The sequence below is a fragment of the Endozoicomonas elysicola genome, assembly GCF_000710775.1.
GTDB classification, from domain to species: domain Bacteria; phylum Pseudomonadota; class Gammaproteobacteria; order Pseudomonadales; family Endozoicomonadaceae; genus Endozoicomonas; species Endozoicomonas elysicola.
This window is the reverse complement of sequence record NZ_JOJP01000001.1, coordinates 3,351,483-3,374,680: the sequence shown is the minus strand read 5'-3', so window position 1 is coordinate 3,374,680 and position 23,198 is coordinate 3,351,483. Positions and strand designations below refer to the sequence as shown.

The window sequence follows — 23,198 nt, the reverse complement described above, 5'->3', positions numbered from 1 at the left end:
TTTTAGTGGATTGAGCGCCCGTAGCTCAGTTGGATAGAGCATCCGCCTTCTAAGCGGATGGTCGCAGGTTCGAATCCTGCCGGGTGCGCCATATTTAATGATGATCATTCATTATGAATCAGGCTTGATTCTTTGGTTTATTTTGAATAATCTCTCGTTCGTTTACTGGTGGGCGTAGCTCAGTTGGCAGAGCTCCGGATTGTGATTCCGGCGGTCGAGGGTTCGAGCCCCTTCGCCCACCCCAGTTAGTTGAGATGTTTCGGATTGGATTCCGATTTGTCTGAAAAGCAGTGTTTTGCGTGCTTCGTAGAAGTGCTGTGAGCGGATGTGGTGGAATTGGTAGACACGCTGGTTTTAGGTACCAGTGCCGAAAGGCGTGAGAGTTCGAGTCTCTCCATCCGCACCAATCATTAACGGGGATAAGCATGCTTATCCCCGTTTTTGTATGTTTCATCCAAAGAAACTGCCCTGATGGGGGCGTATGGACCCACTAGTCCTTAGCTTCGGAGAAACGTATATGAATTACAGGTGTAAAAAGCTGAGCCAGGGCTGCTGTGTTTCGGGTCTCTCAAATGTGCTTTTTTATATAATGCCTGTTCAATTCGTTGGTTTTTGCCGGAGAGAAGTGAGAGTGGTGCGAATCCTGTAGGGATTTGGAATGTCTGAAATAAAAGAGAGTTCCTTTGCCTTGCCTGGATCTAATGTGACAGGACGTGTATTCATGCATTTTCTGGGTACATTTGCTAGTCTATGCGCCTTTTGGCCCATTGTTTACACAGGTTTTGGTGTTGAGGAACAAAAATGCAAGTCTCCCTTGAAACAACTTCCGGTATTGAGCGCAAGCTGACAATCACTCTTCCGGTTGCTGACATTGATGGTGAAGTCAATAAGCGTCTTCAGGATCTGTCTCGACGCGTGCGTCTGGATGGCTTCCGTCCTGGCAAAATTCCAATGAAAGTGGTTAAGCGTCGCTATGGTGCTGGTGCCAGACAGGAAGTGCTCGGAGAGATGATGCAATCCTCCTTCGTTGAGGCGATTCAAGAACAGAAACTGAACCCTGCCGGTGCACCATCTGTTGAAGCCAAGTCTGACGATGATGAAGGTTTTACATTTATTGCTACTTTTGAAATCTACCCTGAAATCGCTCTGAATGAGTTCAACGGTATTACCGTTGAGCGTCCGGTTGCTGATGTTCAGGAGTCTGATATCGATGAGATGATCGAAACTCTACGTAAGCAGGGTACTTCTTTTGAAGATGTTGAGCGTGCTGCAGAGCTGGGTGATCGTGTCACCTTTGATTATGTTGGCACTAAAGATGGTGAAGCTTTCGAAGGTGGTAGTGCAGAAAACGCTACTCTGGAGCTGGGCTCTGGCCGAATGATTCCAGGCTTTGAAGATGGTCTGGTTGGTGTGTCTGCTGGTGAAGAGAAAGTGCTTTCCCTGACTTTCCCTGAAGATTACCAGGCAGAAGAACTGGCTGGTCAGTCTGTTGAGTTTGCCTGCAAAGTACACAAAGTAGCTGGACCTGCTCTGCCTGAGCTGAATGATGAGTTCTTTGCACGCTTTGGTGTAACCGAAGGTGGTCTGGAAGACTTCCGTAAAGAAGTGTCCAAGAACATGGAGCGTGAGCTTCGTCAGGCTGTCAAGAATAAGGTCAAGAACCAGGTGATGGATGGCCTGTTGAAGATTCATGAGGTGGAAGTGCCTTCTGCTCTGACTTCTCAGGAAATTGATCGTATGCGTGAACAGGCTGTTCAGCAGTTTGGTGGTATGAAGGGTGGGTTTGACCCTAAGCAGCTGCCTGCAGAACTGTTTGAAGCGGATGCGAAAAAGCGTGTTGCTCTTGGTCTGTTGATTGGTGAAGTGGTTAAGCAGCGTGAAGTCAAGGTTGATGATGAGCGCGTACGTGCCATGATCGAGGAGATGGCTTCCGCTTACCAGGAGCCTCAGCAGGTTATTGACTGGTACTACAGCAATGATGAGCAGTTGTCTCAGATCAAGTATGTTGTCCTGGAAGAGCAGGTAGTGGATACTATTCTGGAAGCGGCTCAAGTTTCAGAAAAGACATGCAGCTACCAGGAAGCGATTAAGCCTGCAGAGCGTGCTGTTGAAGCTGAAGAGGCAGAACAGGAAGAGACTGCCTGATCCGGCTTGTAGAAGGCTCTTTTTAAAGAGCGAGTGGAAGGGGTAGCTGATTTATCGGCTACCTGACAAAGCAGCTAAGGTTTTACAGGCTACGGTCGTTTTAATCTGGTATGCAAGCGACTAATCTGTCAGTTTTTCATAACTGCCAGAGCCGTCGCTTTTCTTCGACTTGGCAAGGAGTTAAGACAGGATATGTCCAATCTGATAGACCCGCACGCCGTGGCGATTACCAACTCAGGACTGGTACCTATTGTTGTTGAACAATCGGCCAGAGGTGAGCGCTCTTACGATATCTATTCCCGCCTCCTTAAAGAGCGAGTGATCTTCCTGGTAGGTCAGGTTGAAGATCATATGGCCAATCTGGTGGTTGCTCAGCTGCTGTTCCTTGAATCCGAAAATCCGGACAAGGATATTCATCTATACATCAATTCGCCGGGTGGTTCGGTAACCGCTGGTATGTCAATTTATGACACCATGCAGTTTATTAAACCTGATGTTTCTACGATGTGTATCGGTCAGGCTGCCAGCATGGGCGCGTTACTTTTGGCGGGTGGGGCTGCTGGTAAACGATACTGCTTGCCGCATTCCAGGGTGATGATTCATCAGCCACTGGGAGGCTTTCAGGGTCAGGCATCGGACATTGAGATCCATGCCCGTGAGATCCTGAGTATTCGGAATAAGTTGAATCATGTTCTTGCTCATCATACCGGTCAACCTCTTGAAATTATTGAGCGTGATACTGACCGAGACAATTTCATGAATGGCGATGAGGCTGTTGAGTATGGTCTTATTGATCAGGTTATGAATCGTCGTGGTGAGGGTGGTAAGAAAGACAAAGAGTAGGCTTGGAGGCTTTTGATGAGCTGAGGGCTTTCTTTTGTGATCTCCGGCGAGATGCTATCCTGAAATCAATGAAAATAGCCCATTGGTTGTGTGCTATTTTCATTGTAAATTAGCGCTGCAGGTTGATTTTTATCCGAAGTCGTTGAACACTAACTCATTGGTTGGGTTCTCTTGATGTATTGGGAGCCCTATCAGAATAGCTTTCCAGAAGCATGCATGGTCCCGGATGGCAAGGCGTGAATTCTGGTATCACGCGGATCAAGCACTTGAAAACATGCCTCAATGCCTGCATCTTATCAGGCATGTAACCGTGAATCATGAAATGGGTTTCGATCAGATTGGCTGATAGGTCTATTTTCATTGACAAGTGCAGGGCAGGCATTGTCCGTATAACAGGGTAATCGAATGACCGACGAAACAAGCGGCAAGGGTGAAGACAGCAGTAAGCTGTTGTACTGCTCTTTCTGCGGAAAGAGTCAGCATGAAGTACGCAAGCTGATTGCCGGCCCTTCCGTATTCATATGTGATGAATGCGTTGATCTATGCAACGATATCATCCGTGAAGAAATTCAGGACAGCAGTGGCGAAGAGTCTTCTGATAAATTGCCGATTCCTCGTGAGATCAAGGAAACTCTCGACGAGTACGTAATTGGCCAGCCCAGGGCCAAGAAAGTCTTATCGGTAGCGGTATACAACCACTACAAGCGTCTGCGCTTTGGCGATGCCAAGGGCGATAAGAATAAAGACGAAGTTGAACTGGGAAAAAGTAATATTCTGCTTATTGGTCCTACCGGAAGTGGTAAGACGCTGCTGGCTGAAACGCTGGCTCGTATGCTCAACGTGCCATTCACTATTGCTGATGCAACAACACTGACTGAAGCAGGTTATGTGGGTGAGGATGTTGAAAATATCATTCAGAAATTACTGCAGAAGTGTGATTACGATGTAGAAAAAGCCCAGATGGGTATCGTCTACATTGATGAGATCGACAAGATTTCCCGTAAGTCTGATAACCCCTCTATTACTCGGGATGTTTCTGGTGAGGGTGTTCAGCAAGCGCTCCTCAAGCTGATAGAGGGTACTGTTGCATCTGTTCCTCCTCAGGGCGGTCGTAAGCATCCTCAGCAGGAATTCCTGCAGGTTGATACGTCCAACATTCTCTTTATCTGTGGTGGTGCTTTTGCTGGGCTGGATAAAGTCATTCTGGGTCGTACGGATAAATCTGGTATTGGCTTCTCTGCTGAAGTGAAGAGTAAGGAAGACAAGAAAGACCTGGGTGAGACTTTTAAGGAAGTCGAGCCTGAAGATTTGGTGAAATTCGGATTGATTCCAGAGTTTGTTGGTCGCCTTCCTGTTATTGCAACACTTGAAGAGTTGGATGAAGAGGCGTTGGTTCGTATTCTTGTTGAGCCTAAAAATGCGCTGACCAAGCAATACAGTAAGCTGTTTGATATGGAAGAAGTGGAAGTTGACTTCCGCCAGGACGCACTTCGTGCTGTAGCGAAAAAAGCTATGGAGCGTAAAACGGGAGCTCGTGGATTGCGTTCAATACTTGAAGCTGTTTTGCTTGACTCAATGTATGAAATTCCTTCCGATGAGAGTATCTCCAAGGTGGTTATTGATGCTTCTGTTATCAACGGTGACTCTGAGCCATTGTTGATTTATGAGAATTCTGAAACGCCTAAGGCGGCAGTTTCTTCTGATAAGTGATATTGGTTTGATTGAAAAAAACCCTGCTTTGCAGGGTTTTTTTTGGTTATAAGCCCTCGATGATACTATAGATATTCGCTTATCGGACTAATAATGGACCGATTTTGTTTTGGGGTATTCGGCTATTATAAGTTTTCGCTTATTTTGACAGTTAATCTTGTTGGATCAGGCGATGCATTTCAATAGCGAGACGCTCCTTGTGTCTCATTCATGTATATCCTGAAAGAGTGTGATGACGTGATGATAGATAGATGTGTTGCAACTAACATCATATCGACAGTTCAAACTGATTCAGGTGGGGGTGAAAAGGAGCTTCTTCCTAGAGTCAATCCTGCTGATAAAATCAACCGTAACGGTTGTAATCAGGGCGATTTTAAAACCAGTGGGTCGGAAAAAAAATCATTGTCAGAATTTGATGTTTCACCTCTGGGGGAGGTTGTTCAAGAAATACGCGAGCTTCCAATTATCGAAGAATTCCGGGTAAATAAGAGCAGGCTTTCTGATGTTTTCCTGCTGGAAACGTTACATCGACAGAAAAAGGACTGCGCGGCTGATCATGAGGCCGATCCTTCTAGGGTGGTTTCTGAGTCAGCATTTGATAACCCCAAAGTCATGCGTGAGCGGGTATTAAATGATGAGCAAATAACAGTCGGTAGGTATAAAGGTGGCATAATCACTTGGGTTGATGTTATGGATATGGGTGGAACGTTAAATTTTCAATCGTTCCGGTGCAGGGGGTATTCTCGGGATTATAAAGATGAGTTATATCATGAAGTGCATGGAAGTATTCGTGAGATATATAATTATCCAGCTTCGTGTGAACAAATAGAGGATTTAAAAAAATTCTTTGAAAAAAAGCATACGTTGATACGGGTAAATATCTATACCAAAGAAGGCAGTAAATATAACAGAAGTCCCCGAATTCCTGCGGCCTACGCGGCAGAGGGAGAGCATAAAATAACGCATGTGGTGCTGATTCATGGTTCTCCCAAAAAATATATCGACAGTACGGAAGTTGGTGCTGATGCTAAAAGGGAGCAACAGAAAGCATTGATGAATAGAGTTATTCGATGCTGTGGTTTTCTGGGAGCAGGTCTTATTGATGGCAAGACATTCTATCCTTCTCTCAGTGAGCAAGAGTTCCTGAAGATTGGCAAAAAGGATAAAGGGCTTTATTTCCTGTGTAGGGAGTCTTGGTGTGATTTTGTTACGAAAAAAAATGATGATTATCAGCGCCACAAAAAAGAACACATAAATACTGATTAGTATTCAATTGGCTTAAATCAAGTTAAGAAAGTTGGGAGCTGAGAGGGGGAGTGTGAAATTGGTCGGAGCGAGAGGATTTGAACCTCCGACCCCCACAACCCCATTGTGGTGCGCTACCAGGCTGCGCTACGCTCCGACATATAGAAAGAACAAAATAGTTGTTTTTTGTCCCTTCAGGCGGGGCGTATATTACCCTAACGAACTCTATTTGCAAGCCCTGACGCATTTCTTTTCCTTTTTCACGGGTATAAATCTGTGAAGTGGAAAATTCGCTTTTTTTCTTGCTTTAGAGTATTTACTGTCTGGTCGGTTATGTAACATAAAGTCGTTTTATTTTTTATTTTATCTGGAGAAAACAATGCGTGGACTGCGCAACTGGCTGCTTGGAAGCTCAATTCTGTTGATGACTGCATTGGCTCATGGGACAACCTCTGAAACACTAGGGGAGGTCATCAAGAATAAAAGTGTGCCTCATGTGGTGCTGGATACAAATAAAGGGCAGATTGTTCTGGAGCTGACCCCTGATAAAGCACCTGTTACCGTAAAGAACTTCCTGGATTACGTGGAAAGTGGTTTTTATAACGGTCTCGTTTTTCACCGGGTAATTGATGGTTTCATGATACAGGGTGGAGGATTCACGCCTGATATGAGTCAGCGGGCAGCCCAGGCGCCTATCAAAAATGAATCCCTTCTGAATCAGCGACTGGAAAACAGGCGTGGATCCATTGCGATGGCCAGAACCCAGATCGTTGATAGTGCTACTTCACAATTTTTCATCAATCTTAAAGATAATGACTTCCTTAACGGTAAGCCCTATAAGGCCGGCTATGCTGTATTTGGTCAGGTGGTTAAAGGTATGGAAGTGGTTGATATTATTGCCGGGGTCAAGACTGGCTATCGTGGGCCTCATGGGGATGTGCCTGTTGATTCAGTGGTTATCAGGAAAGCCTATATTCTCAACGATGGTGAGAAACCAGCCAGGAAAATGTCGAAGGCTTCCTAATTAATGAATGCTATTTCTGCCACTGGAGATATTGTACTGGCGCTAAAAGCTGCAGCCAGGGAGTCTGCTCACAGACGGTTACTGGTTTGTACGGGTGATGTTGTCTGGTGTCATGCTCAAGTGGCCGAAGTGATCAGTGTGTTGGCAGGGGAATCCATTTTTTTGGTGGGAGAGACTTCTCCTGAGATAGCCTCTACTGGAATAGTAACGACTCCAGCAAAAAAATGCGGGGCCTGGCTGGGCAGGGAGCATAAGAATATTATCTTTGATGCCCACTCAGGCTTTGATGTTGACGCTTTTGGAGCAATTAGCGGTACCTTGTGTGCTGGTGGTCTGATGGTGCTGCTCACACCAGACCTTGATCAGTGGCCTCAATTTACGGATCCCGAGCATCGGCGTATGTTGGTTTATCCTCAAAAGTTTGAGGATGTATCGGGACGTTACCTGAAACGCCTGACTCGTATTATCTCTTCATCAGACCAGCTATCTCTCCTGACTCAGAATGGTACATTGCGCATTCAGTCGGCTGAAAATAAGGCTGGGGAAGGTAGTGATCAATCCACTGTTCCCATTGCGTTTCCCTGCAAGAGTCGATCACAGGAACAGGCGGTTCAGGGGATTCACAAAGTGCTTCGTGGTCATCGTCGGCGTCCACTGGTTCTGACAGCCGATAGAGGCAGGGGAAAGAGTGCTGCCTTGGGAATAGCAGCCGCACAGCTTCTATTAGAGGGTGTTGAGCAGATTACGATAACGGCACCCTCAAAGAATACGGCAGATGTTTTCTTTTATCATGCAGCTGAAGTGCTTGGTGACTTGAATTCAGCGCTAATGGGTAGACTTGAATTTGTTGCTCCGGACGAACTGGTTCAAACCCTGCCTGCAACGCAACTGTTACTGGTCGATGAGGCTGCCGCGATTCCTGCGTCATTGCTGGAGAAGATGCTGTCTCATTACAGTCGAATTGTTTACGCCACAACGATTCATGGTTATGAAGGGACTGGGCGTGGTTTTGCTATTCGTTTCAGGAAGGTACTTGATAAAAAAACACCCCAATGGCACGAACTGAGAATGGAGGAGCCCATTCGCTGGCAGACAGGGGATCCTTTGGAATCTTTTGTTTTTAATGCATTACTGCTTAATGCTGCTCCTGCCGTTATGGAACAGCCGGAAAGTCGTCGTACAGAAGATTGTGTTTTCAGGGAGATTCTGCCTGATGAATTACTTTCTGATGAGCAACTCTTGAATGAACTGTTTGGACTGCTGGTGTTGGCACATTATCAGACACGGCCATTTGACCTGCGCCATCTGCTGGATGGCGGTAATATGGAAATCTATGGTCTTTTTGATGAGCAAAATCATCTGTTATCCGTACTTCTGACTGCACGGGAAGGTAAGATTGAAGCAGACTTGGTTGATGATATCTGGCTGGGCAGACGCCGAGTGCGAGGGCACTTACTTCCCCAGTCATTAAGTAATCACCTCGGGCTGCCGGATGCCATATTACTGAACGGGCTGAGAGTTATTCGGATAGCAGTTCATCCTGACTGCCATCGGATGGGGTTGGGTAGAACCATGCTGGCTCAATTACAGAAGTACGTTGCAGTTAAAGATGTTGATTACCTGGGAACGTTGTTTGGTGCTACTGATGACCTTTTGACGTTTTGGGGTGACTCTTCATATGTGCCGGTGAGGCTTGGTCTTTCCAGAGATGCAGCCAGTGGTACGCACTCGGTTATGATGCTCAAGCCGTTATCATTGGCTGCAGAGAAACTGGTTGGGCAGGCTCATAAGAAATGCCTTAACCAGCTACAGTGGCTGCTGATGGGTGAGCTGAAGGGGCTGGCTGTGGAGGTGGTTTTCGCAATTTTTTCTATGATGTGGCCGATGATTAATACCCATGAGTCTTACTCACTGTCCATGGATGACCAGCGGGAGTTAATTTCTTTTGCTGAGGGGCTGCGGCAATACGAAAATTGTATTGATGTCGTGAAAAAAGCGGCTTTTCGAATACTGGGCAACGGTGAAATAGGCAGTGCTGAAGTACAACTCCTTGTCAGCCGTGTTATACAAAACCATCCTTGGTCTAAGGTTGTAGAAGTTTGCACGTTGTCTGGAGAGAAGCAGGCTCGGCAACGCCTGAGAGAGTTGGTTCGCTCTCAAATACATTCAGGCAAATTTCTGGTTTTGACAGGCCAGGAATAGTGAAAACAGACTGCACTTGTCGGCCAGTTAGCGTTATAGTGCGCGTTATATCAATCGAATTTCCTAGCTCTCTATTGTGCTGAATATTTGAGCCATAATCCTGAGTTGCTGATCGTCGCTATGGTTATGATTCCTCGCGCCGCCTTGCGTTAAGGCTCAAATCTTAATGCTCATAACGAGAGTTAGACAGCACGATTGGTATTACATATTGATTGGATTGCCTGGATCAACAGAATACGGCATCCGATATGTGTTTTTTATGAATCTGATGGAGCATAAATAATGGATAGGTATACCGTATTTGGTCGTCCGGGCTGCGGATTTTGTGTTCGTGCCAAGCAGCTGCTGGAGATGAAAGGTTTGCCTTTTAAATACGTTGATATCTATGAAGAAGGTATCAGTAAAGCTGACCTTTCCAAGACCGTCGGAAAGGACGTAGAGACAGTTCCACAGATTTTTCATGGTCAGCAATACGTTGGTGGTTATACAGACTTGGAATCCTATCTGGCAGAAAAGGATTCCTGAGTCTCTTCCTGGAGCCTGTCCAGAAAGAGACTGCCCTGCAGTGGTGGCAGCAAACTGGTCTAAAAATTTCTGCCATCCTCACTACGGGCGCTATTCTCGGCCAGACTTCTGGAGGGCTTCTTAAGCGTAGCGGTAAATCCTTGAGTGGGGGTTGTCGTTAATCTTGACCAGACGGGCATCACTGCGCTGCAGCCTTTCCTGTCTGGCCGAGGCGTCATAAGGCCGAATCCGGTTGAATTCAGGTAAGGGTTCTCCTGGTTTCAGCTGAATAAACAGGGGAAGGGGAGAGTTAATCTGGGCTGGATACTGCTTTTTAAGCTCCGGGTCAGCTTGCCTGAGAGCCTTTATTTCTTCGGGCCAGGTAATATTTGCTCTGAGGTGCGGAGCGAGTATTCGTTTGATGACCACCACTTCTTCTGATGGCATTGCTTCCAGAAGGCGAATGTCTTCATTGACGGCAACTGAAGCTATGTATTTCTTCCGGAAGTGACCTATTGCTTCTTCTGCTGTCAGCCGGACAGTGCCGCTGTGACAGGCTGCCCAGCTGAACCCAACCCGCTTTGGAGGCTCTGCAAAGAGTTTAAGTTGTCGGTAACACTGCACAAAATGCAAATGTTTAATTTGCAGGCCGCCTAATAAACCATCTCTTAAGTCATCTGATGCTTGCTCAATGGCTTCAATGCTATCGCCAAACAATTTTCGGAAATTGGAAATCGCTGTTTTAAATTGGTCACGGCAAAGATTCAGCGCTTGTCCCAGATGTAAAGTGTTTTCAGAAACACCCACAAGTCCCGTTGAACGTGCAGTTTCCTGTTTATTCTGCTCTTCGATATAGGTCAGCCGCGTTGCAACACTGGCGGCCAGTGAGCGTCTCTTGTCAGGCTCAGGGTCGGTTTCCATGATCCAGATAGGTAAGCCATGATCACTTTCAACCGATTCTCGAAATGAGCGATTAAGCTCCACCAGTTGAATTAGGGCATCCCTCACAGCAATTCGTGCAGCAGTTTCCTTGCTCATCAAAAAGTTCTCAAGGTGGTTTTCAAGGTGCTTTTCAAGGAGAGAGCCTGTCTATTTGCCATTGGTTGTTATTATCAGCCGACGGGTGTGAATATTGAAAACGGTCATGAAGCCGGCTTGGGCGACCTTGCCAGAACTCAACTTTCTCCGGTACTACGCGATAGCCTCCCCAGAAGTCAGGTAATGGAATTTTTCCTTCCTTGAATTTACGCTTCATCTCTTCAAGTTTTAACTCCAATACTTTTCGCCCGGTAATTACGGAACTTTGCTGTGATACCCATGCTCCCAATTGGCTGGTGGCCGGGCGACTGGTGAAATAGCGAAGTGATTCTGAAGTGGAGATTTTTTCTGTTTTTCCCTGAATAATGACCTGTCGCTCAAGGGAAACCCATGGAAACATGATGGCTACCTGAGGGTTACTGGCAATATCTTTGGCTTTATTGCTGTTGTAATTGGTGAAAAAAACAAAGCCCGACTCGTCAAAATACTTCAGAAGTACCGTTCTCAGGGATGGCATGCCAGAAGCTGATACCGTGGCCAGACTCATTGCGTTGGGTTCTGCCAGCTGAGCTTCCTGAGCCTGTTTAAACCAGATTTCAAACTGTTTAAACGGGCTGTTTTCCATGGTTTCCCGACTAAGGCCTGCTTGGGTGTACTCTTCTCTTAGGTGACTGATGTCCATGACGGCTCTTTAAGGCTGAATGAAGCATAATTTTAACTGCGACAGGCCCTTGTTTACAGTGCTACCTTCAAAGACTCTCTAATCAGGTTCCGCTTCGAAAAACCAAAGCCTGTCAGGTAGCTGATGCCATCCTCACTGCCCAGCAGGTTGCGGGTGATTTCCTTGATGGATTGCCCCTGCTGGTGGAGGTTCTGGGTACGCTCACATAATTCAAGCAGATTGTTCAACTTTTCCTGTAGAGCCTGTTTACCCTGCAAAACAACACCTCGATGAGGACACAGCACCGTTTCAAAATCTCTGGCCAGAACCTTTCTTATACTCTTGATCAGCACCGTGAGATTTTCATCGTCACGCATGTAACGTATCGTGCGTGAAATATACAGGTCTGCTGTGAAAATAAAACCGTGCTGCGAAGAGTAATAACAAACCATATCTTCCGCATGTCCGGGGGTTAAAACTGGCTCCAGCAGGCTGCCATCGTCCAGCTCGATAGTGTCAGGGAGAGGTAATAGATTAATCGCTGGACTGCTGCCCCAGAGGTATCGCTGGACTAATGGAATGGAAAACCCTTTCTCCATGATGGTGCGCGTACCTTCCTCTGCTAATGGGGTTATTCCGGTTAATTTTTCAAGATTTGCTGCGTTGCCGCTGTGATCTTCATGATGGTGAGTTAGCAGGATCTGGCGAATACTTTTTTCCTGGAAAAACGGTTTTATATAACGCCACTGGTTAGAAGGAGCGGTATCAATCACGGTGTCACCAAAACGGTAGACAATGAAGGAGGTGTTAACATTGTTTTTTCTGCCACAACGAATACCTTCAATGGCTTCGTGGTTTATGCGCTGGAGGATACTCATGAATACGTCAGTATTCTTATTGTTTTGATTAATGTTTCGGAAATCATAGCGCCTTGAATGATAAAAAGCATCTGAGGTTGTGATAAAGAGAGTGATGCTGCTTATTGTTGTTTACTATGCTGGATTTACCGAAGCATTCTTCAAGCAGCATGGGGCTAGTGGGAACAGTTGCTCGTTTATGTCATATCCGGGTTGTACTTCCGGTCGCTGTTTTTAAGAAACTCAAAAAGTTTCTTTTCAAACTTTTCTCCATAGTTGGCAACTGTCAGAGAGTTAAGCGGGTAGCCACAGACAGTGGATGAAATCCGTGTGTTTTCTGAGAAACAGAAGCACTTCTTGCCCAGGGTCAGAGCGGTTGCGAGTTCAAAGCCCGCCCCGGTTGATGGGTAAGTCAAATCCCAAAGGCAGAAATGGGCATTTCTTAAACTGTCCAGACCCCAGTAGTAGCAGGCTACTTCTTTATGAAGTTCTTGAGGCTCAGATACTCGAGATGACTTCAGTTTATTCACCTGCTCTTCTGTGCTGAGCTTAAGAAACTTTTCAGGAATATTGGTTATAGACGCTGATGATCGGCTATGCAGTTTATCATCCAGCACAACATCTGTATGACATTGAAAACCATGCTTTCTGAGCAACTCACAGATATGTATCGCACGGTCAATAATTTCCCGTGCCTGAGTCTTTGATCGGCTGGTTACACTGGCACCATAAAAGACGACACGATCCTTCATTGAAGCTTCTCTAGCAAATGTGGATCAAACAACTATAGCAGCTGACTGTTTACAACCGGGGAGAATAACGAGGTCAGTTTAAGAGGTTTTGCTATGCCCGGAGTCTTTGGGGTTACTAAAGTCGTTGACAGCACTCGTTCACTGTTCGCCAGTCAGGTCCAGTCATAGATAGTTTTAAGCTCCCGGGGCGAGAGCTTAAAAGTTGTTCAGACTTACCGGAGATTTCGACTCCAAGCCTTATGAGTATATAGGGAAATTGTTGTTTATTGATCCCAGTAACTGTCCTCCAGGCTCATTTCGCGCTCTGGTAGTGCCCGTGAAAGGCGGGGAGAGCTTTGGGCTAACACCTCAAAGCTGACACGGTTGGCGTATTTACATACCTGTGCTAGGGAGGAGTATGTAACCCATGACTTATTATGTTTGCTGGATGTCGGTAACATTTGGCGATGATAGTAATTAGCCGCCATATCATGAATAAGTGCTGCCAATGCACCATCACCAGCACCATTGGTATTTTTAATATTTTTGGGGCCTCCCAGATAAGGGCTGATGTGTGAGTATATTTTCAGTGGCTCATCGCAGTGAGAGCGAAGCAGTGGCCGACTGAATTCATAACGGTTGAAATCACTGATGCTTCCGGAGCGAATGGGGTTTTCGGTCTCCCGGGCCATTGAATTCTCTGTATAACCGCTTAAGTAGAGGCCTTCAGCACCCGCAGTTAATAGCACCATATCTACCCACTGCAGCATGTACTCAGAAGCCTTTAACGGATCTTGCTCATCCGTCAATGCTTCTGCTTCCTCTTCGTTCATTGCAGCGATGGTTACATAATCGTTGAGAAACTCGATCAGTGGTTGCTTAATGGCATTGACCAGACCGCGTGTCCCCAAGGTCAAAATAACCGGTACTTCATACTTCTTGGCTAATTGTGCTGCTTTTACCATGGAGTGGTAGATTGGCAGGGTGGGATCGGCCAGTGTATAAGCACAAAGAATCAGGCCTGATGACTCGGCAATAATGGTTTCATTAATAAACTCTGGGCTGAGCTGGTTCATGAAACCTGGGCTGATCCCGAAAGTGCGTTCACCATCTTCTGTGATAAGAGCGAAACAACGGCCAATGGGGCCATCCACGGGTTGAAGCCAAGTGAGATCGACTTTGCTACTGGTGTTACAAAGATAGCGGTAAGCGTAATCGCCAACCTGAATATTCTGGCTCATGACGCCAAACTGAACAGAGCGGTCATCCGCCAGTACGGAATAATTGTGAAGTGTATTACCAATTGTGCCACCGGCAAACTGGTCTTCAATGAGCTGGTGTTGCTTGAGAAACTGATAGAGACGATTGGCCTGGTCATTATCCAGCCACTGTGAGGCGCCTTTATCCAGTCCGAAATCGTTGAGAACCGAGTTGTCGACTCGGGCTGTAATGTCCACCAGGTTTTGATCAATACCACAGATATAGGTGTTGGCCTGGCCAAACACAGAGCTTTCCATATCAAAGCGATTGTGGGTATTGACCGGGAAGTAATGCTTAATCTTTCGACGGCCGGGGAATTTCATGAAAACAAAGAGAATGAAGTATTAGGAAGGGAGACTGATTATTCATGAAAAGAGGCCTCAAAACCAGTTTAATCTCTAGGGGGTGCCCTTCGGGTTGATCATACAAGCACTCATGCCGCGTTGAATAGCTTGAACATGGAACCCATTACCTGCGCCGTTCGGCTTTATGCCCTTTGGGTATTGCCTTAGTGCTTGTGTGATCAACTGTTCTTATGGCTAATTGAGAATGCCCCCTAATGCCCTTCGCCTTTGTGGCTGGGTATAGGTTGTTAAAACGGGCTCAGCGTACCAGTTGTGAATACATTGCCAAGCTTACTTGCACCATCATCTGATTTGCCACAATCTAAGGCTGAATGAGCGTAAAGCAAGTTAAAGTTACTACTCATGCACTGTTTTTTATGACATGAATTAGCTGTGTCATCAATTTAGAGAATGTTTAAGTTTGGTCACGGCTGAAGCGGATTGGGCCGAGAATATGGTATTACAGTTGTAGTTCACATGAAGATGAGCCATGCTGGCATTTAGTGAGCTTATTTCGTGATATGAAATATGCAGAAACGGATAATTTGCCAAGCCTCTAATATTGATTCAGGGTGCAGAGGTGGTGCCTTTGATTTAATCAATCAGAGTTAGCTCTTATGGTGGCTTATTCCTGTGAAAGACTTTTTTACGTAACAGGATGCCAGCAAGCGGAATAAAATAGGATAAATCAAAAGATTGTATGATGTTTTGCACAGTGAAAGCTGATATGTATAAAAAACTGGTGTCAATGGTTGCTGGAGTATTAACCATGGTTTCAATAGCAGGTTGTTCAATGACGACGGAGAGAGAAGCCCTTGTGACCCCGGAAGAAGTGATAAAAAGTCCTGCTGATGATCGAGATTACCGCTATGTCACTTTAGAAAATGGACTTAAGGTTCTCCTTATTTCAGACCCGGATACTGATAAGTCTGCAGCCGCAGTCGATGTTAACGTTGGCAGTTATCAGGATCCCGACGACCGACTTGGGCTTGCACACTTTCTTGAACATATGTTGTTTATGGGGACAGAAAAGTACCCGGATGTCGACAGCTATTCTGAATTTATCCGTGCTAATGGCGGCAGTAGTAACGCCTATACGGCAGACGTGAGAACCAATTACTATTTTGACATTAACAGCGATCAGCTGCAGCCGGCACTGGATCGGCTTGCCCAGTTCTTTATTGCTCCGAAGCTGGATCCAAATTACGTTGAGCGTGAAAAGAATGCGGTAGATTCAGAGTATCGCCTGCATGCCAGAGAAGACGGCTGGCGCCTGTTTATGGCTCTGAATGCAACGTCTAACCCGGATCACCCTAAAAGTCGGTTCAATATTGGCAGTCTGGATACATTGAATGACAAGGACGGCAAGCTCTGGCAATCCCTCAAAGATTTCCACGACCAATATTACGTTGCTCCCAATATGGGGGTTGTTGTCTATGGCAGAGAAAACCTTGATACCCTGGAAAAATGGGTAAAAACATCATTTGCCGGGGTTCCATCAGGGGCCAAGCCTGATTTAACAATAGGCAAACAACCGTATACCAGGGATGAATTACAGGCTCGAATTAACATCGTGCCATTAAAGGATACCCGGGTTTTATCGTTAAGCTTCCCAATGCCCAGTGCTCAGCCGTTTTATCACATAAAGCCACTGGGTTATCTTGCCAGAATTATTGGCTATGAAGGAAAAGGCAGTTTACACAGTTTGTTGAAGGATCGTGGCCTGATCGACTCTCTGGCAGCTTATAGCAGTGACCTTCCCAATGAGTACAGTGAATTCACGGTTAGAATGGAGTTAACGCCTGAAGGGCTGACTCAGGTCGATGAAATTACAGCGACTGTTTTTGATTATCTTGAACTCATTCGAAGAAAGGGGCTGCAACCCTGGTTGTATCAGGAGAGCAAGCAAATAGCTGACCTGGGCTTTCGTTATCAGGAGGACCGGAATCCGCAACAGACTGCTTCCGGGTTGGCTGCGAGAATGCACTATCTGCCAGCGGAACACCTTTTGGAGGCTAACTACCTCTATGAAGCTTATGATCCTGAGCTGATTATCGGTTATTTAAACAGGATGACGGTTGAAAACCTTCGTCAGGTCGTTATTGCCCAGAACTTGCCGACCAACAGGGTTGAGCCTTACTTTGAAACCAAGTACAGCGTGCAGGGGTTATCTGATGAGCTGGTGAAAAGGCTTAAGACACCTGTGGCCCGCGAGTTTTTGACGATTCCAGAGCCGAATCCATTTATTGCCAGCAACCTGAAGCTTCAGGAAAGCAGTAAAGCAACTGAGCCTTCGGTTATTATGGAGAAGCCAGGTTTGCGGGTATGGGGCCTGACCGATACCAGCTTTAATATGCCCCGAGGTAATGTGCGGGCTATGATTTCGACACCTGCGGCTTCAGCAACGCCAGACGACAATGTACTGATCCAGCTCTACAAATCATTGTTATCAAGAAGTCTCAATGAGTATGGTTACCCCGCCAAGGAAGCGGGCCTTAATTACAGCATTACAGCAGGTCGGCGTGGACTTTTGATCAGCCTTGCTGGATATCAGGATAAGCAGGCTGTTCTCCTGGAAGATATTCTCAAAGCGGTTGAAACCTTTAAGCCAGAGAAGAGCGCTTTTGAGCAGGAAAAAGCGGTACTCATTCGAGGTCTGAAAAACAAGAAGTTCCATGCGCCTTATCGGTTAGGAATGGATGCGTTAAATCAGGCGACTTATCCTTCGTACCCTGAGGATGAAGTATTGCTTAAAGCTGCAGAGAAGGTGACATATCATGATTTGCTGAATTATGCCCGCAATTTCTATAGCCAGATTCATGTAGAAATGCTGGTATATGGCAACCACAGCAAGTCTGAAGTGCTGAAACTGGCAGCAATGGTCGAGTCAGTATTGCTGAATGACCATAATCGCCGAGACCGATTCGATCTGCCTTTTCACTTGTTGGGTGAAATGGATCGTGTGCTTAATATGGATGTTGAACATGATGATTCAATGCTGATCAGCTATTACCAGCTACCTGAGACCAATAACCTTGAGCGTGCGCGGTATGCGCTGTTAGGGCGCTTGTTAGCCAACCCCTTCTTTAACAGCCTGCGTACTGAACAGCAGTTAGGGTATGTGGTATTTGCTGGCCCTCGCCCCTTTGAAAAACACCCTGGCGTAATTTTTGTCGTTCAGTCACCGAAATTGGACCCGATCGGTATAGAGGCTCGTGTTGATCAGTTTCTGAGTGATCAGGTGAATGCTTTGGGTCAGCTGACCGATCAGGAGCTTGAGCAGTACCGACAGGGGTTGATAGGCGATCTTCTCAAGAAAGACGACAATATGGATGAGCGTAATGCCCGCTTCTGGCAGGGGATTGCCAGTGACGAGCTTGATTTTGATAATCGCCTTAAAATTGCAGATGAAATTCGTAAGCTGAAACCAGCTGATATGGAGTCTGCACTGAAAAGGCTTATGGAAAACAGAGGAAAGCTGGTTATCCGCTCTTTTGGTGGCCCACATAAAAAAGCGTATAAAAGTGAAGCTAAACGTACTGAATGTAACAGTATTAACTGTTTGAATGACCTGCCTCTCAGTCGATAGTTCAGCATCGAGTTCAGGGTAGCTATCAGCTGCCCTGGTCTTTATCTTCCTATAAATTCTTGACAGGAATTTGTGCTTAATCCCTACTGTCTATTCTCATTACCATCCGAGATGTATTTTAAAAAGCAAGTACCTACTTATGATTGAATTTTTATTTTATCTTTGTCAGCTATTAGCAGTAAGTGTTTAAAAGAGTTCTACGATAAATATTCTATCTTAGCGATACTTATGCTGGATAGGTAACGTATCCTTCAAATGGATATTTAATCTATTAGGTCTAGTCTTTTTGGTGGATGATAGTTTGTTGCATAATTAATTTTCACCATGATTTGTACTCTTTGTGGTATTTTCATTGATAATCACTGCTCAGTTACATATGCTTTTTCCCAACGGATATGAAGGGGTAATTTATATGGCCACTGACGTTCTGTTTTCCGAACTGACTGCCCATGATAATAAAAAAATTGGTCTGATCACGCTGAACGCTGAAAAGGCATTGAATGCATTAAATCAAGCCATGATTGACCTGCTTTTCAACCAGCTTTCTGATTGGCGTGATGACAATGATATCGTTGCTGTTTTCATGGAGGGAAGTGGTGAAAAGGCATTTTGTGCTGGTGGTGATGTGCGTGCATTGAGGCAGGCTGTCATTGATGGTAATCCAGAGGTTCCCCAGCATTTCTTTGAGACAGAGTATCGTGTTGATTACATGATACATTCTTACCCTAAACCCGTTGTATGCTGGGGTAATGGCATAGTAATGGGCGGAGGGATCGGCCTGATGGCGGGTGCTGACTTCAGAGTCGTAACAGACACATCGATGCTGGCAATGCCTGAAATCAGTATTGGACTCTATCCTGATGTTGCCGGTAGCTGGATACTCAGCCATTTACCTGCAAAAATCGGCCTGTTTATGGCATTGACCGGGTGCCGATTGAACGCGGCTGATGCAATCTACGTTGGCCTGGCGAACCGGTTTATAGACCATGCTTTTCGGGACAATGTTATTGAGTCTATGCAGGAGGCTGACTGGACAGGCAGTGATGCCAATACTGTCGTATACGGTGTTCTTCAGAAGTACAGGGAAAAAAGTGCAGGTTGGCTGCCTTATTCAAAAGTGCGGGAGCATAGAGACTTAATTGCGGCATTGATGGATCAGCCCTCATTGGTGGATGTCATGTCTGCACTTGAGAATCTTGAGACGGAGGATGATTGGCTTCTGGCCGCTCGTAAAACGGCTTTGCATGGGTCACCCTTGTCTTCAGCCATTGGTTATCGACAGTTGCAACAGGCTCGTCATATGTCGCTTAAAGAAGCTTTTCAGAGTGAACTTGTGCTCTCTGTTAATGCTGTTCTACATGGCGATTTTTGTGAAGGTGTCCGCTCGCTACTGGTTGATAAGGACAAAAATCCTCAGTGGAAATTCGAGAAGGTGGGGTTGGTTGATGATCAATCACTGAATGACCTTTTCAGTTCTCCGTGGTCCCAAAACCCATTGCATGACCTTTAATCTGCTATAGCTGCCATGCTATGGCAGCTTTCCTTTATTGTTTTTTGAACTTATTTCTATATTAATAAAAAATGAAACGAATATTTATTTTTATTTATACGTTTTTATTGCTTTGAATTTAATTAATGATTATTTCATTTTATCGTTTCTCTTAATAAAGTTATTATTATTTTATCTTTGTAATGATGACTTAAATGCTCTTTATTTATTTTCTCCGCAGAGTAATATTGATAGTCAGGAAGGTCTTGTAATAAAAAATAAGGGGAGCGGTATAATGAATATCTCCAAAATAAAGTTAAGCTTTTTAATATTCTCTTCTTTATTGGTAGGCTGCACTGCTACGCCTAGTGCCTTACAGCTGGCGAATGAAAACCAGTGGGAAATGCTAGGTTATCAAGACGGTCGTGCTGGTAATCTACAGCGAACAGCTGATGAATTGAACATATTGAGTACAGTTACGGATAAAGCTATCAGCGAATATTACTCAGGTTATTTAACCGGTCTTGATTATTTTTGTGATACTGACAATGCGTTCTTGGAAGGCGTAACCGGGCGGCGCTATGAAGGTCAGTGTCAGAATCGACCGAATGAAAATGATTATATCGCCTTATGGAGAGAGGGTGTTGGTCAGTATGAGTTTGAAGTGCTAAATCAGATGTGGCAGGAAACCGAGAATGACCGCTACGATGACCTGATGCAGGAAGATACTCAGCTCATGAATTAATTGTCTACTGAAGTCTTCAATCTCTTACGGCACCCAATTGGTGCCGTATTTATGAGTCAATAGTAATGGACGTGTCATAGAGACAATATGAGTTATCTGGGTAAATATCTTGTGTTCTCGACTATTCCACTAATGTGGGAATATGATCCAGTAATTGCTGTGCAAGCCTCTTTTCACAACCAAAATCATCCCAGTCCACAGTAATTAGCGGTGTTCCCATTGATCGACAAATCTGTGGAAGAATGGCCTCATGATAATTATGAATATCGCAGAGGTAAGTCAGAGGCGTTCCATCTTCTGCCGTTCTTGCTCTTTCAACCAGACGGCTATGGGCCGTTTCTGGTGCCGTTCTCAGATAAACTACAGCACTGATCACTGGATAATCGTTCAGCCTTCGCTGTATTTCACAGTAGTGCAGCATATAGCGCTCATCGGGTGCCGCCATCCCGAGAAAATTTGCCTGGGTAAATATCAAATCTGAATACAGTGAACGTTCAATCAGATAGTTACGATCAGTGGGCAACTCTTGCACAATTCGGGCCCTGCGATTGGTAATGTATTCCTGAAACTGAATACGTTTCAATGCATCGGCAGGATGGTCGGTGAAGTCCTGAAGCAGTCGCGTAAATTCCGGGTCATTCACGGGTTCCTGAATGGCATCCCAGCCAAGCTCGGCCGCAAGTTTTGGCAGAAGAGTTGATTTGCCTGCAGCAATGTTGGCTTCTACAGCGACAAAATGGTTGGTTTGCTTCATTAAGGACCCCGGTGACTGATGATACAACTCATGAAATTTCCGTTCTATTCATGAGAAGGGCAGGCACTTTATGAGGTTCAGTCGTTATGATCAATAAGTAATAGGCGGAAAAGGGTGTAGGCTTGCCCGAGTTGCGGCTCCGTTGGCCAAAGGCTATACGCTATCTGTAGCCTTCAGTTTCTCAGTCCTCTGCCGAACAGGTGAATAATGACAGCAGAGTGTGCCTGCAAATGGATAATTTAGAAAAGTACGACCAGATGTTGGCTGAGATTCGTCGAGACTTTCTGAACAAGCTTGAGGTTATATCCGACAAAATGAAGATGCTTTACGAGGATCCTTCACTTTGTTTTACCGACAGTCAGGCATTTTCTGAGATGAAAACGATCGCTCATAACCTTCATGGTTCTGCTGGCACCTTTGGTTTCAAGCCCATCAGTGAAGCTGCAACACCTCTGGATCGTTTATTGACCGACCTTGAGCAAGGCTATCAAGGCATGTCGGTTGATGAGCAAAACCTTAAGCGTATCAGAGCTATGCTCTCTGAGCTCATCGTATCGGTTGATGAGTCATTAACGAGAGATGATGGATAAATTGACCTTTTCCACTTTTATTCTGTGATTTTAGAAATACCTTCCTATATATTGTACGTCTTTCATTTTCATCATAAGTACTCGGCCATATGGAATCAGAATATTTCTGACTCATTGTGCAGTTGCTACAATGCGTTAGAAAATCTGATTTCATATGGCTGGGTACTTACCAGACGTATAAAGTAAGACACAACATCTATGCACCCTTCACTTCGATACATTCAAGGTTATCCGCAACATATTGTCGAACAAGTCAAGTCACTGGTGGACAACGGGAAGTTGATCCCATGGTTTGAACAGCGTTACCCTCTCAAACATCAAATTAAAAGTGAAAAAGCACTGTTTGAATACGTAATGCTGATCAAAAATCAATTCATGAAAAAGACCGCTCCGGTCAGCAAAGTTGGCTATGATAACAAAATCCATCTGATCAATAACGCACTGGGTCTACACAGTGTGATTAGCCGCAATCATGGTGGAAAACTGAAGTCAAAGAATGAAATTCGCATTTCAAGTGTGTTTAAAGAGGCCCCTGAGCCTTTGTTGCGTATGTTGGTCGTTCATGAGCTTGCGCACCTCCGAGAGAGAGACCACAACAAATCTTTTTACCAGCTTTGTTGTCACATGGAGCCGGATTATCACCAGCTGGAGTTCGATGCGCGGCTGTTTTTGATTTACCTTGATTTAAGAAGCTGTTCATAATCTTTCTGCGGGCTGCTGACGTCGATAAAACACCCTTGCTTTTCACTTTTCTTCTTTGCATAGCGTCACTATGGCCTTAAAAAACTGAAAAACAGGAACATTTTTTGCCGCTTTCGCCATTCGCAAAAGATCATGAACAGCTTCTAAAGCCAAACAGCAAAGAATAATATGAAAAATACGATTAAATCAGCAAAGCAGCTTTCGACAAAGAGAGTGCCTGGAAGGGCGGTAATCATTACTGTCCATTTGCCACCGTAGCCAAAGAGACAATACTCTTTCGCGTTAAGTGCTGTGCTGTGCAGTCGATATAGAGAGCAGTATTTCTGTGACAGGATAGCCATGGCTATGGGGACAGCCTCTCCTCCATTAGTGACCATTCTCTATGCTGAGGATGATGAAGATATTCGCAGTATTGTGGAAATAACACTGCAGAATTTCTCAGATTTCAGGCTGATTATTTGTAATGGTGGGGGAGAAGCTATAAAAATGGCTGATAAAAGCTCACCTGACATGGTGTTGCTGGATGTCATGATGCCTGATGTGGATGGCATTACTGTTTTGAAGGCACTTAAACAGCGGGAAGATTTTCAGAATGTGCCCATTGTATTAATGACTGCCAAAGTGCAAAAGCATGAAATCGAGCAGTTTAAAGCACTTGGGGCCATCGATGTTATTGTAAAACCTTTTGATCCCATAACCCTTGCGGATCAGTTGACTGCCATCTGGAATCAATACCATACAGGTCATCATCCTGGATGATTTATC

At 45.3% G+C, this 23,198-nt stretch carries 19 protein-coding genes and 4 tRNA genes; 16 read left to right on the top strand and 7 right to left on the bottom strand.

The genetic code is table 11. The annotated features are described in order from the left end of the window. The first annotated feature begins 14 nt into the window (after positions 1–14). From GV64_RS14575 to GV64_RS14545, 7 genes are all read left to right on the top strand, one after another. A tRNA-Arg gene (locus tag GV64_RS14575) sits at positions 15–91 on the top strand. A gap of 77 nt (positions 92–168) precedes the next feature. Next, positions 169–244: transfer RNA gene (locus GV64_RS14570), tRNA-His, on the top strand. 77 nt (positions 245–321) lie between these two features. Next, positions 322–406: transfer RNA gene (locus GV64_RS14565), tRNA-Leu, on the top strand. Positions 407–801: 395 nt separating this feature from the next. Beyond that, positions 802–2,145 carry a trigger factor gene (gene tig, locus GV64_RS14560; RefSeq protein ID WP_020583666.1) on the top strand — a complete coding sequence of 448 codons (1,344 nt, stop codon included), beginning with the start codon at positions 802–804 and terminating at the stop codon, positions 2,143–2,145. 192 nt (positions 2,146–2,337) lie between these two features. Beyond that, positions 2,338–2,988: an ATP-dependent Clp endopeptidase proteolytic subunit ClpP gene (clpP, locus tag GV64_RS14555; RefSeq protein ID WP_020583665.1), complete on the top strand. Its 651-nt coding sequence runs from the start codon at positions 2,338–2,340 to the stop codon at positions 2,986–2,988. Between the two features lie 405 nt (positions 2,989–3,393). Continuing rightward, positions 3,394–4,698: an ATP-dependent Clp protease ATP-binding subunit ClpX gene (clpX, locus tag GV64_RS14550; protein ID WP_020583663.1), complete on the top strand. Its 1,305-nt coding sequence runs from the start codon at positions 3,394–3,396 to the stop codon at positions 4,696–4,698. A 210-nt stretch (positions 4,699–4,908) separates the two neighbouring features. Continuing rightward, entirely contained in the window at positions 4,909–5,964 is a 1,056-nt protein-coding gene (locus tag GV64_RS14545) for a hypothetical protein (protein WP_020583662.1), read from the top strand. 59 nt (positions 5,965–6,023) lie between these two features. Here GV64_RS14545 and GV64_RS14540 read toward each other — a convergent pair. Next, a tRNA-Pro gene (locus GV64_RS14540) sits at positions 6,024–6,100 on the bottom strand. Between the two features lie 222 nt (positions 6,101–6,322). On the opposite strand from GV64_RS14540, the gene GV64_RS14535 reads away from it, so the two are divergent. The 3 genes from GV64_RS14535 (at position 6,323) to GV64_RS14525 (ending at position 9,694) form a co-directional block, all read left to right on the top strand. After that, positions 6,323–6,967, top strand: a complete 645-nt coding sequence (locus tag GV64_RS14535; RefSeq protein WP_020583661.1) for a peptidylprolyl isomerase — start codon at positions 6,323–6,325, stop codon at positions 6,965–6,967. Positions 6,968–6,970: 3 nt separating this feature from the next. After that, positions 6,971–9,169 (top strand): tRNA(Met) cytidine acetyltransferase TmcA, encoded by a 2,199-nt coding sequence (locus GV64_RS14530; protein ID WP_020583660.1) that lies wholly within the window; start codon positions 6,971–6,973, stop codon positions 9,167–9,169. A 282-nt stretch (positions 9,170–9,451) separates the two neighbouring features. Beyond that, on the top strand, positions 9,452–9,694 hold the full coding sequence (locus GV64_RS14525; RefSeq protein ID WP_020583659.1) for a GrxA family glutaredoxin: 243 nt from the start codon (positions 9,452–9,454) through the stop codon (positions 9,692–9,694). A 120-nt stretch (positions 9,695–9,814) separates the two neighbouring features. On the opposite strand, the gene GV64_RS14520 is transcribed toward GV64_RS14525, so the two are convergent. The 5 genes from GV64_RS14520 to GV64_RS14500 all read right to left on the bottom strand — a co-directional run bounded on the left by GV64_RS14520 (position 9,815) and on the right by GV64_RS14500 (position 14,543). Further along, positions 9,815–10,711, bottom strand: coding sequence for a DNA replication terminus site-binding protein (locus GV64_RS14520; protein WP_020583658.1), 897 nt, complete (start codon positions 10,709–10,711; stop codon positions 9,815–9,817). A gap of 34 nt (positions 10,712–10,745) precedes the next feature. Beyond that, complete coding sequence (pdxH, locus tag GV64_RS14515; RefSeq protein ID WP_020583657.1) at positions 10,746–11,393, bottom strand: pyridoxamine 5'-phosphate oxidase; 648 nt, start codon at positions 11,391–11,393, stop codon at positions 10,746–10,748. Positions 11,394–11,446: 53 nt separating this feature from the next. Continuing rightward, positions 11,447–12,250 carry an MBL fold metallo-hydrolase gene (locus GV64_RS14510; RefSeq protein WP_020583656.1) on the bottom strand — a complete coding sequence of 268 codons (804 nt, stop codon included), beginning with the start codon at positions 12,248–12,250 and terminating at the stop codon, positions 11,447–11,449. A gap of 176 nt (positions 12,251–12,426) precedes the next feature. Beyond that, positions 12,427–12,981: a hypothetical protein gene (locus GV64_RS14505; RefSeq protein ID WP_020583655.1), complete on the bottom strand. Its 555-nt coding sequence runs from the start codon at positions 12,979–12,981 to the stop codon at positions 12,427–12,429. 263 nt (positions 12,982–13,244) lie between these two features. Then, complete coding sequence (locus GV64_RS14500; protein WP_020583654.1) at positions 13,245–14,543, bottom strand: inosine/guanosine kinase; 1,299 nt, start codon at positions 14,541–14,543, stop codon at positions 13,245–13,247. Between the two features lie 748 nt (positions 14,544–15,291). On the opposite strand from GV64_RS14500, the gene GV64_RS14495 reads away from it, so the two are divergent. From GV64_RS14495 to GV64_RS14485, 3 genes are all read left to right on the top strand, one after another. Continuing rightward, on the top strand, positions 15,292–18,153 hold the full coding sequence (locus tag GV64_RS14495; RefSeq protein ID WP_236632955.1) for an insulinase family protein: 2,862 nt from the start codon (positions 15,292–15,294) through the stop codon (positions 18,151–18,153). Positions 18,154–18,565: 412 nt separating this feature from the next. Next, positions 18,566–19,663, top strand: a complete 1,098-nt coding sequence (locus tag GV64_RS14490) for an enoyl-CoA hydratase/isomerase family protein (protein ID WP_020583652.1) — start codon at positions 18,566–18,568, stop codon at positions 19,661–19,663. A 37-nt stretch (positions 19,664–19,700) separates the two neighbouring features. Beyond that, positions 19,701–20,387: a DUF2799 domain-containing protein gene (locus tag GV64_RS14485; protein WP_152554070.1), complete on the top strand. Its 687-nt coding sequence runs from the start codon at positions 19,701–19,703 to the stop codon at positions 20,385–20,387. Positions 20,388–20,508: 121 nt separating this feature from the next. Here GV64_RS14485 and GV64_RS14480 read toward each other — a convergent pair whose 3' ends face one another. After that, a complete protein-coding gene (locus tag GV64_RS14480) occupies positions 20,509–21,141 on the bottom strand; it encodes a deoxynucleoside kinase (protein ID WP_020583650.1) in 633 nt (210 codons plus the stop codon). Positions 21,142–21,371: 230 nt separating this feature from the next. On the opposite strand from GV64_RS14480, the gene GV64_RS14475 reads away from it, so the two are divergent. The 3 genes from GV64_RS14475 to GV64_RS14460 all read left to right on the top strand — a co-directional run bounded on the left by GV64_RS14475 (position 21,372) and on the right by GV64_RS14460 (position 23,192). Continuing rightward, entirely contained in the window at positions 21,372–21,731 is a 360-nt protein-coding gene (locus GV64_RS14475) for an Hpt domain-containing protein (protein ID WP_020583649.1), read from the top strand. A gap of 198 nt (positions 21,732–21,929) precedes the next feature. Beyond that, positions 21,930–22,433, top strand: a complete 504-nt coding sequence (locus GV64_RS14470) for a M48 metallopeptidase family protein (protein ID WP_020583648.1) — start codon at positions 21,930–21,932, stop codon at positions 22,431–22,433. Between the two features lie 339 nt (positions 22,434–22,772). Then, positions 22,773–23,192: a response regulator gene (locus GV64_RS14460; protein ID WP_020583646.1), complete on the top strand. Its 420-nt coding sequence runs from the start codon at positions 22,773–22,775 to the stop codon at positions 23,190–23,192. The last annotated feature ends 6 nt before the right edge of the window (positions 23,193–23,198 follow it).